At 45.3% G+C, this 15364-nt stretch carries 11 protein-coding genes; 3 read left to right on the plus strand and 8 right to left on the minus strand.

What is annotated here, in order from left to right; translation table 11 throughout:
• Positions 1-86: 86 nt before the first annotated feature.
• The 3 genes from AC1RNB_RS06510 (at position 87) to AC1RNB_RS06520 (ending at position 6981) form a co-directional block, all read left to right on the plus strand.
• The gene (locus AC1RNB_RS06510) at positions 87-3647 is read left to right on the plus strand and encodes an efflux RND transporter permease subunit (RefSeq protein ID WP_493081746.1); all 3561 of its coding nucleotides are present in this window, start codon (positions 87-89) and stop codon (positions 3645-3647) included.
• Between the two features lie 219 nt (positions 3648-3866).
• A complete protein-coding gene (locus AC1RNB_RS06515) occupies positions 3867-4664 on the plus strand; it encodes a TIGR00266 family protein (RefSeq protein ID WP_493081748.1) in 798 nt (265 codons plus the stop codon).
• Positions 4665-4809: 145 nt separating this feature from the next.
• The gene (locus AC1RNB_RS06520; RefSeq protein WP_493081750.1) at positions 4810-6981 is read left to right on the plus strand and encodes a DUF5916 domain-containing protein; all 2172 of its coding nucleotides are present in this window, start codon (positions 4810-4812) and stop codon (positions 6979-6981) included.
• Between the two features lie 72 nt (positions 6982-7053).
• Here AC1RNB_RS06520 and AC1RNB_RS06525 read toward each other — a convergent pair whose 3' ends face one another.
• The 8 genes from AC1RNB_RS06525 to rplM all read right to left on the minus strand — a co-directional run bounded on the left by AC1RNB_RS06525 (position 7054) and on the right by rplM (position 14924).
• The gene (locus AC1RNB_RS06525; RefSeq protein ID WP_493081751.1) at positions 7054-8205 is read right to left on the minus strand and encodes a methionine aminotransferase; all 1152 of its coding nucleotides are present in this window, start codon (positions 8203-8205) and stop codon (positions 7054-7056) included.
• Between the two features lie 90 nt (positions 8206-8295).
• Positions 8296-9594 (minus strand): TolC family protein, encoded by a 1299-nt coding sequence (locus AC1RNB_RS06530; RefSeq protein ID WP_493081753.1) that lies wholly within the window; start codon positions 9592-9594, stop codon positions 8296-8298.
• Positions 9595-9653: 59 nt separating this feature from the next.
• Positions 9654-10370 carry a UMP kinase gene (pyrH, locus tag AC1RNB_RS06535; protein ID WP_493081754.1) on the minus strand — a complete coding sequence of 239 codons (717 nt, stop codon included), beginning with the start codon at positions 10368-10370 and terminating at the stop codon, positions 9654-9656.
• A 101-nt stretch (positions 10371-10471) separates the two neighbouring features.
• Positions 10472-11929, minus strand: coding sequence for an alpha/beta hydrolase (locus tag AC1RNB_RS06540; RefSeq protein WP_493081755.1), 1458 nt, complete (start codon positions 11927-11929; stop codon positions 10472-10474).
• A gap of 161 nt (positions 11930-12090) precedes the next feature.
• Complete coding sequence (tsf, locus tag AC1RNB_RS06545) at positions 12091-12927, minus strand: translation elongation factor Ts (RefSeq protein ID WP_493081756.1); 837 nt, start codon at positions 12925-12927, stop codon at positions 12091-12093.
• Positions 12928-13056: 129 nt separating this feature from the next.
• Positions 13057-13953, minus strand: coding sequence for a 30S ribosomal protein S2 (gene rpsB / locus AC1RNB_RS06550; RefSeq protein WP_493081757.1), 897 nt, complete (start codon positions 13951-13953; stop codon positions 13057-13059).
• A gap of 105 nt (positions 13954-14058) precedes the next feature.
• A complete protein-coding gene (gene rpsI / locus AC1RNB_RS06555; protein WP_493081758.1) occupies positions 14059-14448 on the minus strand; it encodes a 30S ribosomal protein S9 in 390 nt (129 codons plus the stop codon).
• Positions 14449-14480: 32 nt separating this feature from the next.
• The gene (rplM, locus tag AC1RNB_RS06560) at positions 14481-14924 is read right to left on the minus strand and encodes a 50S ribosomal protein L13 (RefSeq protein WP_493081759.1); all 444 of its coding nucleotides are present in this window, start codon (positions 14922-14924) and stop codon (positions 14481-14483) included.
• Between the last annotated feature and the right edge of the window lie 440 nt (positions 14925-15364).

Below are 15364 nucleotides of genomic sequence, written 5' to 3' on the forward strand. Positions count from 1 at the left end.
TAGTGAGTATAAACACTGACAACTCCCTACTCACTACTGACGACTCACGATTCCCGAACCAAGCTGACTACTTAAAAAAATATAACATGCATCCATTCATAGAAGGCATCGCCAAAAAATTCAAAGAGTTCAAACCTACCAGTTGGGCTGTTGACAACCGTACGGCGATGTATATCATCACCATACTGATTTCATTGTATGGACTGAACAAGTTCAATACATTACCCAAGGAGCAGTTCCCGGATATTGTGGTACCTACCATCAGTGTAAGCACCGTTTATTTCGGAACCTCGCCAAAAGACATGGAAAACCTGGTAACACGCCCCATCGAGAAGCAATTGAAAGGGATCAGTGGCGCCAAGGTAAAAAAGATCCAGTCTACCTCGCAGCAGGATTTCTCGCTCATCATTGTTGAGTTTGATACCGATGTAAAAACAGAAGTAGCTAAACAGAAAGTAAAAGATGCGATAGACAAAGCACAGACCGATCTGCCTACCGACCTTACCCAGCTACCCAATGTACAGGAATTCGATTTCAGTGAAATGCCCATCATGTATGTAAACGTGAGTGGGGATTATGACGGCATGACGCTGAAAAAGTATGCCGACAATATGCAGGATCACTTTGAAGAGTTGACAGAGATCAGCAGAGCCGATATTGTGGGTGCACCGGAAAGAGAGATCCAGATCAACGTGGATCCTTTTAAAATGCAGGCGGCCAAACTTTCGTTCACCGATATCTCCAATGCCATCAGTTACGAAAACCGCGATATCAGCGGTGGATTGATTGAAGTGGGTGAGATGAAAAGAACCATCCGTGTAAAAGGACAGTTTGCCTCTGCCCTCGAGATGCGCAATATTGTGGTGAAGAATTTACAGGCAGCTCCTATTTACCTGAGAGATGTAGCAGAGATCATAGATACGGTAAAGGAAACGGAAAGTTTTGCCCGCCTTGATGGCAAAAATGTGGTAACCCTTAACATCATTAAAAGAAGTGGGGAAAACCTGATTAATGCGGCAGACAAGATCAAGGCGATTGTAGAAGAAATGAAAGAGAAACAGGAATTGCCGCCAAACCTGAAGATCGTTATCACCGGCGACCAGAGTGTAAAAACCAAAACATCGTTTAACGAACTGGTAAATACCATCGTGATCGGGTTCGTACTCGTACTGCTCGTACTGATGTTCTTCATGGGTGTAACCAACGCCTTTTTTGTGGCATTGAGCGTACCGTTAAGTGTGTTCGTAGCCTTCCTCTTTCTACCGGCGGCAGACTCGATCGTGGGTACGCATGTAACCCTCAACTTCATTGTGCTTTTTGCCCTGCTGTTTGGATTGGGAATTATTGTGGATGATGCCATTGTGGTGATCGAGAATACGCACCGGATCTATAATAACGGAAGAGTTAAAATTCAGCGGGCCGCAAAAGAAGCGGCGGGTGAAGTATTCATCCCCGTTCTGGCTGGTACACTGACTACGCTGGCTCCCTTCTTCCCGCTATTACTATGGAAAGGGATCATTGGTAAATTCATGATCTACCTGCCTACCATGCTGATCCTGACACTGGCAGCTTCCCTGATCGTAGCCTTTATCATGAACCCTGTATTTGCGGTAAGTTTCATGCGCCCCGACGGAAGAGAATTTGATAAACCCAAAAAAGAAGTATTCAGAAACCCGTTCTTCTGGGCAATGATCTCTTTTGGTATACTCTTCAATCTGGCCGGATGGCATGGCTTTGGCAATTTCCTGCTGGTAATGGCCGCCTTCATGGTGCTGAACCGTTTTGTGCTACGTGATATGATACATACTTTCCAGGAAAAAGTATTACCCAACCTGATGAACAAGTATGAGAAAATGCTGCATTGGGTATTAAAGGGTGCACGTCCGGCAAGACTGATGCTCTGGTTATTCCTCTTATTCCCGATCTCTTTATTCATGCTGGTATTGCGGAATAACCCCAAACCGTTTTTCCCCAGCGGAGATCCGAACTTTGTATATGTATACCTGAAAATGCCGATCGGTACCAAAACCACGGCTACAGATTCGGTTACCCGTATCCTTGAATCAAGGGTGTATAAAGTACTGGACAAAGAATTACCCGGTAAGGAAAACGCTATCGTAGAAAGTGTGATCGTGAACGTTGCCGTAAGTGCCAATAACCCGAGAGACAATAACCGCAGTACCCAGAGTAACCTCGGAAGGATCCAGATTTCTTTTGTGGAGTTTGAAAAACGACATGGCAAATCCACCGCTCCGTTGATGGCTGCCATCCGCGAACAGATGAAGGGAATACCCGGCGCCACGATTGAAGTAAAACAGGAAGATGCTGGTCCGCCAACAGATCCTCCGGTAAATATTGAAGTAACCGGTGACAATTTTGATGAGATCGCCAAAGTAGCTTACGATCTGCAGAACCACCTCGACACCAACCGGATCAACGGAATTGAAGGTTTGAAACTGGATGTGGACCTGCAAAACCCCGAAGTAACCATAAACATTGATCGTGAAAGGGCTTTACGCGAAGGTATCAGCACTGCGCAGATCGGTATGGAAATCCGTGCCGCCGTATTCGGAAAAGAAGCCAGCAAACTGAAAGATGGCGAAGATGAATACAAGATCCAGATCCGTTATAACCAGTTACAGCGTAACAATATCAACGACCTGATGAATATGCGTATCACTTTCCGTGATATGAGCACCATGGGTATCAAACAGGTTCCGCTGAATGCAGTGGCAACGGTTGACTATACCAATACCTCTGGTGGCGTAAAACGTAAGAACGTAAAACGTACTATCCAGTTGCAATCCAATGTAACTGATCCGTCTCTAACAGGACCGATCAATACGGAATTGGCCAAGAAGATCGCAGAATTCAAAGACAAAACAAGGATCCCGTCGGATGTAACCATCAAGCAGACGGGTGAAGGAGAACAACAGGCCGAAACTATGAGCTTCCTCGGAACTTCTATGTTATCTGCCTTACTGCTCATCTTCCTGATCCTGGTATTACAGTTTAACAGTCTGAGTAAACCGTTCATTGTATTAACAGAGATATTCTTCTCCATCATCGGGGTATTGATCGGTTATGCCATCACGGGTATGTCAATGGCCACTATCATGGTGGGTGTGGGTATTATTGGTCTGGCGGGTATCGTGATCAAAAACGGGATCCTGCTGATCGAGTTCACCGATGAACTGCGTGGCAGAGGATACAAAACAAGGGCCGCCGCCATTGAAGCCGGAAAGATCCGTATCATCCCGGTAATGCTGACGGCACTGGCCACCATGCTGGGACTGTTACCATTGGCAGTAGGATTCAATATCGATTTCGTTTCCCTCTTCACCCATTTTAATCCGCATATTTTCATTGGCGGTGATAGTGTGGTATTCTGGGGACCACTGAGCTGGACCATCATTTTCGGTCTGATCTTCGCTTTCTTTTTAACACTGGTAATGGTACCAAGTATGTACCTGATCAGCGAAAGACTGAGAAGACCGATGGAGAAATTCTATGGCACCAAGTATGTGGCTTTATTAGGTTTCACCGGACCATTCTTCTTCATCACCGTAGGTATCATGTTCCTCGTGAGAAGAATTCAGGGTAAAAAAGTATGGCTCGGTAAAATGAAAGATTCACCGGCTAAATAAGATAGAGTTGTATTTTGGTTTTATAATTGAACCGCCTCCCTTTCGGAGGCGGTTTTTTTTGGGAAAATTCGCGGATTAACGGATTGCGGATTAGCGAATTGAGATTTGTTGATAAAAATCCGTGAATCCGCAATCCGTTAATTCGCAAATCATTCCCGCTCATCCCGAAAAAATTTTTACACCCGGCATAGCTTTCTTACATTCATCAAAACAAAAAAAATGTTACAGAACCACGAAATAGACTATCGCATTTTTGGAGAAGAAATGCAGTACGTAGAAGTTGAGCTGGACCCGAATGAAACTGCCATAGCAGAACCCGGGGCCTTTATGATGATGGATGACAATATCCAGATGGAAACTTTATTTGGAGATGGCAGCCAGCAGCAGAATAGCAGTTTTCTCGGTAAACTATTGAATGCCGGCAAACGGGTACTCGTAGGCGAAAACCTGTTCATGACCGCTTTTACCAATGTGGGCAATGGAAAAAGAAGTGTCAGTTTCGCTTCTCCCTATCCCGGTAAAATCATACCACTCGATCTGGCCCGTTATGGAAACAGGGTGGTATGCCAGAAAGATGCTTTTCTCTGCGCAGCTAAAGGAGTGAGTATCGGTATCGAGTTCCAGCGTAAGCTGGGTACCGGTTTGTTTGGCGGCGAAGGTTTTATCATGGAAAAACTGGAAGGCGATGGAATGGCTTTTCTGCATGCCTGTGGACATGTAATTGAAAAACGTCTGATACCAGGCGAAACATTGCGCATCGATACAGGTTGTATTGTAGGCTTTACCAATGGCATTGATTATGATATCCAGTTTGTAGGCGGCATCAAGAACACCATCTTTGGTGGCGAAGGTTTGTTTTTTGCAACCCTGCGTGGTTCAGGAACCGTGTGGATCCAGACACTGCCCATCAGCCGTCTGGCCGGAAGAATACTGCGTTATGCCACTACCAGCCGTAAAGAAGAAGGCAGCATTCTCGGTGGTATCGGCAATATACTTGACGGTGACGGCTGGAGATAATCCGAATACACTTTTTTGAGCCACGGGTCCGCAGATGAATATATCTGCGAATCCGTGGTTTTCATTTCCCTATGGGAAAGCAGATACGATTCAGAAATAGGATTTACCTTACAGCCATTTATCGCCCCCAAGGAAATCTACTGCATTGAAAAAACTTTGTTCCCTGATCGGTCTGCTCCTGTCGCTGACCCTTGCTGCCCAGAAAAAGAACGACGCTTTCCGCCTACCCATTCATCGAACAAATGCTGCTGTACAGGTAGATGGTTCCATCAACGATCCTGCCTGGGAAAAAGCGGAACGGGCCGATAAATTTTACATGGTACTACCCATGGACACCAGCATGGCTACGGTACCTACCGATGTGCGGATGTGTTACGATGATCATAACCTTTATATCATCGCCATCTGCTACAAAAAGATTCCGGGTGTCAATATGGTGGAATCTTTGAGGAGGGATTTCAATTTCGGTAAGAATGATAATTTCATTTTTTTCATCGATCCGTTTGAAGACCAGACCAATGGTTTCACATTCGGTGCCAATGCCGCAGGTGCCCAGTGGGATGCTACTTTATACGAAGGCGGAAAAGCGGATCTGAACTGGGACAACAAATGGACATCTGCCGTTACCGACTATCCCGACCGCTGGATCTTTGAAGCGGCCATCCCCTTTAAAACCATCCGGTATAAAAAGGGAATCCGGGAATGGGGTATTAATTTCAGCAGGAACGATCTGAAAACAACTGAAAAATCGAGCTGGGCACCGGTGCCCCGGCAATTCCCCACAGCTTCGCTGGCTTACACAGGTGTATTGGTATGGGATGAACCCCCACCGGTGCAGGGGCCCAATGTTTCTGTGATCCCTTATGTACTGAGTGGCCTTTCGAAAGACTATGTGAACAAAACACCCATCCAATACAAATCTGATATCGGACTGGACGCCAAGATTTCGGTTACCTCCTCCCTCAACCTCGACCTTACCCTTCATCCTGATTTTTCGCAGGTAGAAGTAGACAAGCAGGTAACCAACCTGGACCGGTTTGAATTATTCTTTCCGGAGAGAAGACAATTCTTTCTGGAAAACAATGACATCTTCGGCAATTTCGGGAATACCAATATCCGCCCATTTTTTTCGCGCAGGATCGGGTTAGGTGTGCCGATCAGTTTCGGCGCCCGCCTCAGTGGTAAACTCGACAAAAACTGGCGCATAGGCGCGATGAATATCCAGACAGAAAAAGTGGAAGAACGGGGACTGCCCGCACAAAATTTTGCCGTTGTTTCTTTACAGCGGAAACTGTTTAAAAGATCATCGATCGGTTTTTTATATCTCGATAAAACCTCTTTGAATTACCAACCGGGCAGCGATCTTTCCAAACCGCAGTACAGTTTGTATAACCGCAACCTGGGTTTCGAATACAACCTTGCTTCCTCCAATAATATCTGGACAGGTAAAAGCATGTTTATCAAATCATTTACACCAGGTAAAACGGGTAATGATCTGGCACATACCGGTAGTATCAATTACAACAGCCGTATCTGGAATATTACCTGGCAGCACGAATACGTTGGCAAAAATTATACAGCAGAAGCGGGTTATGTGCCGAGGCAGGGTTATATCAAATTCAACCCGGTGCTTATCCGAAATTATTTTCCGGGAACAGGTAAAATACTGAGTCATGGACCACAATTAAGTGCAGCCATGTACTTCACAGAAAAAATGCGCAGAACAGACGACTGGTTTAATGTGTCCTACCTGATAACACTGCGTAACCGCATTACTTTCACCGGTTCTTTCCAGCGCGATTTTATAGAATTACTGAACCCCTTTGATCCTACCAATACCGGAAAAGATTCACTGGCAAAAGGTACGCGCCATTCGGCCAATACCTATGGGTTCGATGTGGTATCGCAACCCCAGCAATTATTTACCTATTCTGCTTCCGTTCGTTATGGTGGTTATTATGCAGATGGCACCAAATTCTCTTTCTTATCAGATATCGGGTATCGTTTCCAGCCATACCTGAGTCTGGCAATAAGCACCAGTTACAATCAGTTGAAACTACCACAACCCTGGGGTAATGTGTCTTTTTTTCTCATTGGCCCCAAAGCAGATCTGACCCTTACCAATAAATTGTTTATTACTACTTATGTCCAATACAACGAACAGCAGAAAAATGTGAATGTAAATGCACGCTTACAGTGGCGCTATAAACCCGCTTCTGATCTGTTTATTGTGTACACAGATAATTACTTCCCCGGTCCGTTCTCCGTTAAAAACCGTGCGCTGGTGCTGAAGTTCAATTACTGGTGGAGCCTGTAAAACTGCGCCCTTGTGCCTTGGTGTGCATTTTCCGCACCAGGGCACAAGGGCACAGTTGTAAGCAGCATGTTTCTATTGTAGGCCAACCAGTTTCTCCACAGCTTTCTGTAAGGTTTCTTCTTTTTTAGCAAAACAGAAACGCAATACTTTATTGTCTTCTCCCTGTTTGTAAAAAGCCGACATCGGAATAGTAGCAATGCCATATTCCCTGGTTAAGCGGATAGCCAGTTCCTTATCCGGTTCCTGGCTGAAATGTCCATAACTGTAACACTCAAAATAACTGCCATGCGAGGGTATACATTGAAAAGGAGTTGCCTTCATCAGTTCCCTGAAAAAATCTCTTTTCTCTTGCAGGAAAGCTGGTAATGCCAGGTAGGCCTCTTTGTTTTGAATATACTCCGCAATCGCTACCTGTTTGGGTGTATCGCAGGAAAAACAGTTGAACTGGTGTACTTTTCTGTACTCTTTCATCAAAGCGGGCGAGCTGATGCAATAGCCCAGTTTCCAGCCGGTACAGTGATAGGTTTTACCAAAAGAGAAACACACAAAACTACGCTCCAGCAGATCGGGATAACGCAGCATACTCTGGTGGGCAATTCCATCAAAGATCAGGTGTTCGTACACTTCATCACTCAGGATCATGATACCTGTATCTTTTACCACACTGCGCAGCTCTGCAATATCCGCTTCACTTAATACACTGCCTGTTGGATTATGGGGTGTGTTGATCATGATCATCCTTGTGCGTGCGGTGATCTTTGAACGCACTTCTTCCCATGGAATGGAATAATCAGGGTATTGAAGAGAGATTCTCACCGCTATCGCTCCGTTGATCTCAATATTGGGGATATAACTATCGTAGGCCGGCTCAAATACGATCACTTCATCGCCAGGCCGCAGCACGGTGGTCAATGCAGTATAAATGGCATAGGTGCCTCCCGGTGTAACCGTGATCTGTGTATCCGGATCAACAACTGCACCATACAGATCCGCTGCTTTTTCTGCCAGCCGCTGCCGCAGTAAGGGCAAACCATTCATGTGGGTGTATTGGTTATAGCCGTTCTTCATGGCTGCATCCACCAAAGATGTCAGTTCTGCACTCATCGGAAAGTCAGGAAAACCCTGACCCAGGTTTACCGCACCCAGCTCTGTAGCCAGTTGACTCATTACCGTAAAAATAGTAGTGCCTACATCGGGCAGTTTGGATACAATGCTCGGAGTCATGTTACAGGTATTAGGTCGGCAATTTAGTTAATGAGGAATAAACCAACACCAACAGAATCATACCCGGTAAAGAAAGGAGGATCGAATTGTTTATAAAGCCAATGCACTGGCCAGCCGCTTCAGTTCTATCTCAGCTACTTTAGCTGCATAGTTCAGGTTTACCAACCGGTAGCCTTCATTTTCAAAACTCTGCTGCGCCTGTTTTACATCAATGATAGTGGCCTGACCTAATTGAAATTTCTGTAAGATCAGCTCCAGTAACTGGGTAGATAAAGCATAGTTCTGCAGGGAGGTTTCCAGCTGGGCAAGAGAGTTGGTATACGCCTGGTAAGTGCGGATCATTCCGTTTTCATTATCGAGCAGGATATTATCGCGCTGGATCATGGCGTTACGGGTATTGATAGCTGCTACCTGCTGTTGCTTTTTACTGATGCTGCCATTGTAAATCGGAATAGCTAAGTTGATACCCACAAAAGGGCCGTAACTCTGGTTCAGTAAACTAAAACCTGCGGCACTCTTGCTGCTGGTAAGGTTATAACCGGCATTGGCACGGAGGGTGGGATAACGTAAGGCTGCTGTTTCTTTCTCGAGCAATTCATTGATCCGGATCTGTTTATCTGCTGCGGCCAGTAACGGATTTTTGGCGAGATTACTGCGAACACTGTCGATATTGATCTTCCTGTCAACAATAATGGTATCACTGATCAGGATCTTTGTATCAGGTTTCAGAAAGATCAGGTTCAACAGATCTGTTTTAGCCTGGTCAATTACCAGTTGCTGCGCCTGCTGCGATTGAATCAGTGCATTCAGATCAAGCTGCGCCTGAAAAATATCAGCATTGTTAGACAGGCCCAGTTCCTTGCGGGTCTGCAAAACAGACAATCTTTGTTTGGAAACATCAATGGATTGCGCAATGGTTTTAAGGTAACTCTGCTGGCGAACAACATCATAATATTTGGTAGCTACCGCTGCAATCGTATTTTGTACCTGCACACTCAGCAATTGCTGGTTCTGCTGTTGCAGTTCTTCGAGTCTTTTTTTGGCCGCCACTACACGGGAGCCGTTGTAGAGCAACATACTACCCGTAAGACCCACCGTAAGGTTATTGGAACTTACATTATCCCGCTTGGTATCCCTTGCCGGATCGGCAAATTTCTGGTTGATGCTGGTTACCTGTTCGTTATCATTCCCGGTAGCACTGATCACCGGCAATCCGCCTGCCACTCCTACATAATTATTGATGGTGCTGATCTCGATATTGTTTTTGGCCAGCTTGATGTCATAGCTGTTCTGTAAAGCCGTATTAATGGCATCGGTGAGCGACATTTTCTGCTGGGCAAAACCTGTCATACCGGTTGTCAGAAAGAAGAGAACAGCTATTTTTTTCATGTGTAGTGAAATTATCAACACGGGTAAAACCTGACTAAATTTTTATATGAACGGGTGAATCAGCTTACCAGGGTGCCCACATTGGCACCTTCTACCACCTGTAACAGGTTGCCGGGTTTGTTCATATCAAACACAATGATGGGTAGTTTGTTCTCCATACAAAGGGTAAAAGCTGTCATGTCCATCACTTTCAGGTTCTTACTGATACACTCGCTGAAACTGATCTTATCGTATTTAACCGCCGTTGGGTCTTTCTCGGGGTCGGCATTGTACACACCATCCACACGGGTTCCTTTCAGGATCACATCTGCTTTCATTTCAATGGCCCGCAGCGATCCGGCAGTATCTGTGGTAAAATAAGGGTTACCGGTACCGGCTCCAAAAATCACCACCCTTCCTTTTTCCAGGTGACGTAATGCTTTGCGGCGGATATAAGGCTCAGCTACCTGCTCCATATTAATGGCACTTTGTAAGCGTGTATACACCCCGATTTTTTCGAGCATCGCCTGCATGGCCATGGCATTGATCACTGTTGCCAGCATCCCCATATAATCGCCATGGGCGCGTTCAATACCACTATCAGCCTCGTTCATCCCGCGGTAAATATTACCACCACCGATCACGATCGCTACCTGTACACCCAGTTCTGTTACCAGTTTAATATCATGCGCATATTGCTCAATAATGGTAGGGTTAAAGGGGTCGCCGTTGCGCTGGTCACCCAATAAAGCTTCGCCGGATAATTTAAGGAGGATACGTTTGAACTTAGGGAGCATGGGCTGTTGATTTGTATGCAAATAACCTGATTTTTCGATGAGTTGCCAAAAGGAAAAAGAGGACCTTTGCGGGGTCCTCTTTTCAAATAGATGAAAAGGGATCATTTGATCCTTTCGTCGATCTCTTTTTGTACCCGCCGGGTAAATTCAGGAGACCAGATACTCCAGTGGTCAGCTCCCGGGATGATCTCTGCCACCAGTGCTGCCTTTGCCGTTTTTGCTTTGGCGGCAAAAGCTTCTACCGCTTTGTTCAGGAAAAAATTATCCGCACCACCCGCAAACACATGTATTTTGCCGGATAACTTTTTTCCCAGTTTTGGCCAGTTTTGCTGGATAAAGGAACCCATATCATAAGGCGTCCAGCTTTTTACCACGGCAGGATCGATGGCTCCTGTGCGGCGGTTAAACAACATCCGCGGTCTGCCCGAAGCATCCGGCACACCAAACTCGGCTTCAAATGCCTGTAGTTGTTCACCATCACCCGTAAAAGTTTCCAGGTCTGCGAATTCTTTGAGAGAGGATAAAGGCTTTCCGTTAACCAGGTAAAAAGGACGGAGGCTGCCTGTTTTGTCTGTAAAAAAATTGGCCCCTTTTTCATAAAGATCCACTCCCGTGAAAGCACTGAAATCTACCGGGTCTGGCGAAACTGACCAGCAGCCGCCAAATGCATCCGGATAATGAGCCTGTAACCAAAGAGAGCCATAACCGCCGGTGCTCTGCCCCATCACAAAATGTTGGGATGGATCTGGATTGATACGGTATTGCTCCTGCAGGTAAGGAATCAGTTCTTCCACCAATGCTTTACCCCAGGGACCATTAACCCGCGAATCAACAAATGCATGCAAACCAAAAGGCGATTGGTTTTCGGGATTGAGGTACACAAATATCTTTTCTTTACCCTCTTTCATTCCATACCGTTTCACGGGTCCACTACCCTGTAAGTCATAATGGGTACCACCCCAGCCCGGTATCACCAGTACCAATGGATACCTGCGGGAAGCGTCATTACGGTAGGAAGACGGCAAGAGGACAGCTGACTGTAGAAACACTGGTCTCTTTCTGAAATCAGATAAAAGTTTACTGGCTATGATTACCTGTTTCAACGAGTCGTTCTCCCTGAATTTTCTCGGTTGAACAACAGAGCCAAACAGGATCTCGGCTGTACCTTCTCCTTTTTCATTTACATATAGTATCGCTTCTTTTCGGGCATATACATTACCCGGATTAAAGCTGCCCCGTTCAGCCGGATCCGTATCAATGATACCGGCTACTTTATAATAACCAGGTTGTAAAGCAGAAAAATTTACTGGCATGTGATCTGCTTGGCTGTTCAGTTCCACTACCCTTTCTCCCTGCCAGCCGCTCAGGTTAAACGCGAACATGGGCTGCGAGGGGTCAGGTTGATTAGGTACCTTTTTCGAAGTATCTGACTGTGTGTAAATATACAGGCGGCCATTCAAAGGACTATGAATGGAAGTATCAGTACGCAGTGTCAGACTTACCTGTGCTGGTAACCGGTTTGCCAGTAAGATGACCATTAAAGCTGTCAGTAATCGCATAGTCGTTGATTTAACTACTAAATAAACGAATTTATTCGTATAACAATAATGGATTAGATATCCGGGTGAAAGCCGGTGATGGGCGGGATATACCGGTGACTACCGGAAACAAAAAGGGGATGCAATGCACCCCCTTTTCTATTCATTCATCCGGAAATGGATTATCCCAATGCCACACGTTTAAATTCAGTCACTTTCACATCACCTGCAGATTTCAGGTAAGCTTCTACCGTGATCGCACCATCTTTCACAAAAGCCTGTGCCAGCAAAGTGTTCTCTTTGAAGAAAGCGTTCAGTTTGCCTTCAGCGATCTTGGCAATCATTTCATCAGGTTTACCGGCCATTTTAGGGTCGGCTTTCATGGTATCCACCACAATCGCTCTTTCTCTTTCAATGGTTTCAGCAGGAATGCTGTTGGCATCTACCGCCAGCGGATTCATAGCGGCGATCTGCATAGCTACGTCTTTACCGGCTTCAGCAGCTTCGGCAGACATACCTACCAGCACACCCATGCGGTTAGAACCGTGGATATAAGAAGCTACATAAGGTGCTTCAATTCGCTCAAACTTGGCAATACCGATTTTCTCACCGATAGAAGCCAGTTTATCATTGATCATATCAGACACTTTCGCTCCGTTGATCATCACTTCGTTCAGTTCTTCTGTGCTCTTCACATTATTGGCAACAGCAGCATCAGCAATGCTCTGTGCAAAAGCCACAAACTCAGCATTTTTAGAAACGAAATCTGTTTCACAACTGATACATACCACAAAACCTACTTTGTTATCAGCAGAAGTTTTGGCGATAATCACCCCTTCTTTCGCTTCACGGTCGCTGCGCTTGGCGGCTACTTTCTGTCCCTGCTTGCGTAACCAGTCAATAGCAGCTTCAAAATCGCCATTGGTTTCCGTTAACGCTTTTCTGCAATCCATCATACCTGCACCGGTAGCCTGGCGCAGTTTATTAATATCCTGTGCGGTTATTGTTACTGTAGACATTACTTAGGAAATTAAAAATTAACAATTAGCAATTAACAATTAGCCATTAAGAACCAACAACTGTTTCATTGTTAATTTTTAATTGCTAATTGCTAATTTATTCTATCAAGATCTGTGTAAAACGGGATACTAGCGTGGGCCACTACCACCACCCGCTGGGCGACGGTTACCTGGTACACGACGCTTAGGAGCACCACCCGGACCACCGGCAGGAGCGGCACCGCGTGAGCGACCACCACGGGCGGCTTCAGCTTGTGCTTCTGCTTCCAGGCGGCGGGCTCTTGCTTCGTTTTCGTTGTTACCATCATCAGACTCATCTTCGTCTTTAGAAGCCTGGCGCTCAGCCAAACCTTCAGCGATGGCAGCAATGATATAGTTGGTGATGATAGCGATCGATTTGGTAGCATCATCATTTGCCGGAATCGCGAAATCAACTTTGTTAGGATCGCAGTTGGTATCAACCATACCAAAAGTAGTGATGCCCAGACGCTTGGCTTCAGATAAAGCAATATGCTCGTGACCGATATCAACCAGGAACAAAGCGGCCGGCAGGCGACCCAGCTGAGCGATACCGCCCAATACTTTCTCCATTTTATCTTTATCGCGGCTCAAAGTAAGACGCTCTTTTTTGGTCAGGCTTTCTGCACTGCCATCAGCCAGCATTTTTTCAATGCTCTGCATTTTTTTCACGCTCTTACGAACAGTGTTGAAGTTGGTTAACATACCACCTAACCAACGCTCAGTAGCATAAGGCATATTTACACGCTTAGCGCACTCGCTAACGATCTCTTTTGCCTGCTTTTTAGTAGCCACGAACATGATCTTCTTACCGCTTTTGGCGATCTGCTTGATAGCAGCTGCAGATTCCTGCAGGTGATCAACGGTTTTGTTCAGGTCGATGATGTGGATACCTTTTTTCTCAGCAAAGATGTAAGGCAACATCTTTGGATTCCACTTCTTTTTCAGGTGACCAAAGTGTACACCGGCCTCCAGCAGTTGTTGTTGTAATGAAGTGTTATTTTCCATTTGTATGAATTATTGTAATGATTTGAAATGGTTTGAGGTTTGGGGTTTGGAGTTTGGGGTTCTGGAAAAACTCCAAACTCCAAACCCCAAACTATAAACCGAATATTAACGTTTGCTGAACTGGAAGCTTCTACGTGCTTTCTTATGACCGAATTTCTTACGCTCAACACCACGTGGGTCACGTTTCAGCTGACCGGCTGCTTTCAGGGCAGGACGGAATTCAGCGTTCACTTCGAGCAGTGCACGGGCAATACCCAGTTTGGCTGCTTCGGCCTGGCCTTTTAAACCACCGCCTTGTGCATTGATAACGATATCCACTTTACCCAGCATTTCAGCTGTTTTCAGTGGCGCTTCAACCTGGTTCTGTAAATAAACCAGTGGAAAATAAGCTTTGTAATCTTTGTCGTTTACAGTGATCTTACCATCGCCCTTGCTGATGAAGACGCGGGTAACGGCTTCTTTACGGCGACCAACTGCATTTTTTTGTTTTTCCATTTATGTTGGAATTAGTTGTTAGATTAAGTTGATTAGAATTTCAATTCTTTCGGCTGCTGTGCGCTGTGCTGGTGTGTTCCACCGGCATACACGAAGAATTTCTTGATCATTTTACGGCCTAAGCGGTTTTTGGGGAGCATGCCTTTTACAGCTCTTTCCATGATCACTTCCGGACGGCGCTTCAGCAGATCTTCAGCAACTTCTTCTTTTTTACCACCTGGGTAACCGGAATAGTTGAGGTATATTTTCTGCTCAGCTTTGTTACCTGTAAAAACAACCTTATCGGCGTTGATCAGGATCACATAATCGCCGCAATCTACGTGCGGGGTGTAATAGGCTTTGTTCTTACCACGAAGAACAGAAGCGATTTTTGATGCAATACGTCCTACGGTTTGATTAGTACCGTCAACCACATACCAGTTGTGCTGTACGGTAGCCGCGTTTGCATGCTTGGTGGTGAAATGAAGTTTACTCATAATATTTCTTGTTTTAATGAAGCAGCGCTATCCCGCTGACTTTAAATGGACGGCGAAGGTAGGCCTCACCCACTCAATTTTCCAAGAATTTGAGAAAGTATTTTAGATCGTACCTTTGCAACTTATTGATTTTCAATAATTATTTTGAATCATTTTTGAATTATCAGCATGAAACCAGCGATTTTGCTGCTATGTAACTGCAGTTGCGTCGCACAATTCAGCTGTAGTAAGCCGTTTCAGCTGCTTTTAATCAGCAGGCTTAACAGACAGACCAGGTTAAAAAGTTGGCAAATTGCCAACTTTTGAGTAGTTTTACGGCGTATTTTCTGCATGTAGAATGAATAAGTAGCTTTTGGAAGTATTTTGAGAAATCATTTCTACCCATATGATTGTTCTCAATACTGAACTTTTATTTCGGTTTTCAAGGGATCATGCCTCCA

Source organism: Sediminibacterium sp. GW821-FHT12F12 (assembly GCF_058806635.1).

Bases quoted from the DNA above. Each gene is read 5' to 3' on its own strand.
- AC1RNB_RS06510 (WP_493081746.1), top strand. From the start codon at position 87: ATGCATCCATTCATAGAAGGCATCGCCAAAAAATTCAAAGAGTTCAAA.
- AC1RNB_RS06515 (WP_493081748.1), top strand. From the start codon at position 3,867: ATGTTACAGAACCACGAAATAGACTATCGCATTTTTGGAGAAGAAATG.
- AC1RNB_RS06525 (WP_493081751.1), bottom strand. From the start codon at position 8,205: ATGACTCCGAGCATTGTATCCAAACTGCCCGATGTAGGCACTACTATT.
- AC1RNB_RS06530 (WP_493081753.1), bottom strand. From the start codon at position 9,594: ATGAAAAAAATAGCTGTTCTCTTCTTTCTGACAACCGGTATGACAGGT.
- pyrH (WP_493081754.1), bottom strand. From the start codon at position 10,370: ATGCTCCCTAAGTTCAAACGTATCCTCCTTAAATTATCCGGCGAAGCT.
- AC1RNB_RS06540 (WP_493081755.1), bottom strand. From the start codon at position 11,929: ATGCGATTACTGACAGCTTTAATGGTCATCTTACTGGCAAACCGGTTA.
- tsf (WP_493081756.1), bottom strand. From the start codon at position 12,927: ATGTCTACAGTAACAATAACCGCACAGGATATTAATAAACTGCGCCAG.
- rpsB (WP_493081757.1), bottom strand. From the start codon at position 13,953: ATGGAAAATAACACTTCATTACAACAACAACTGCTGGAGGCCGGTGTA.
- rpsI (WP_493081758.1), bottom strand. From the start codon at position 14,448: ATGGAAAAACAAAAAAATGCAGTTGGTCGCCGTAAAGAAGCCGTTACC.
- rplM (WP_493081759.1), bottom strand. From the start codon at position 14,924: ATGAGTAAACTTCATTTCACCACCAAGCATGCAAACGCGGCTACCGTA.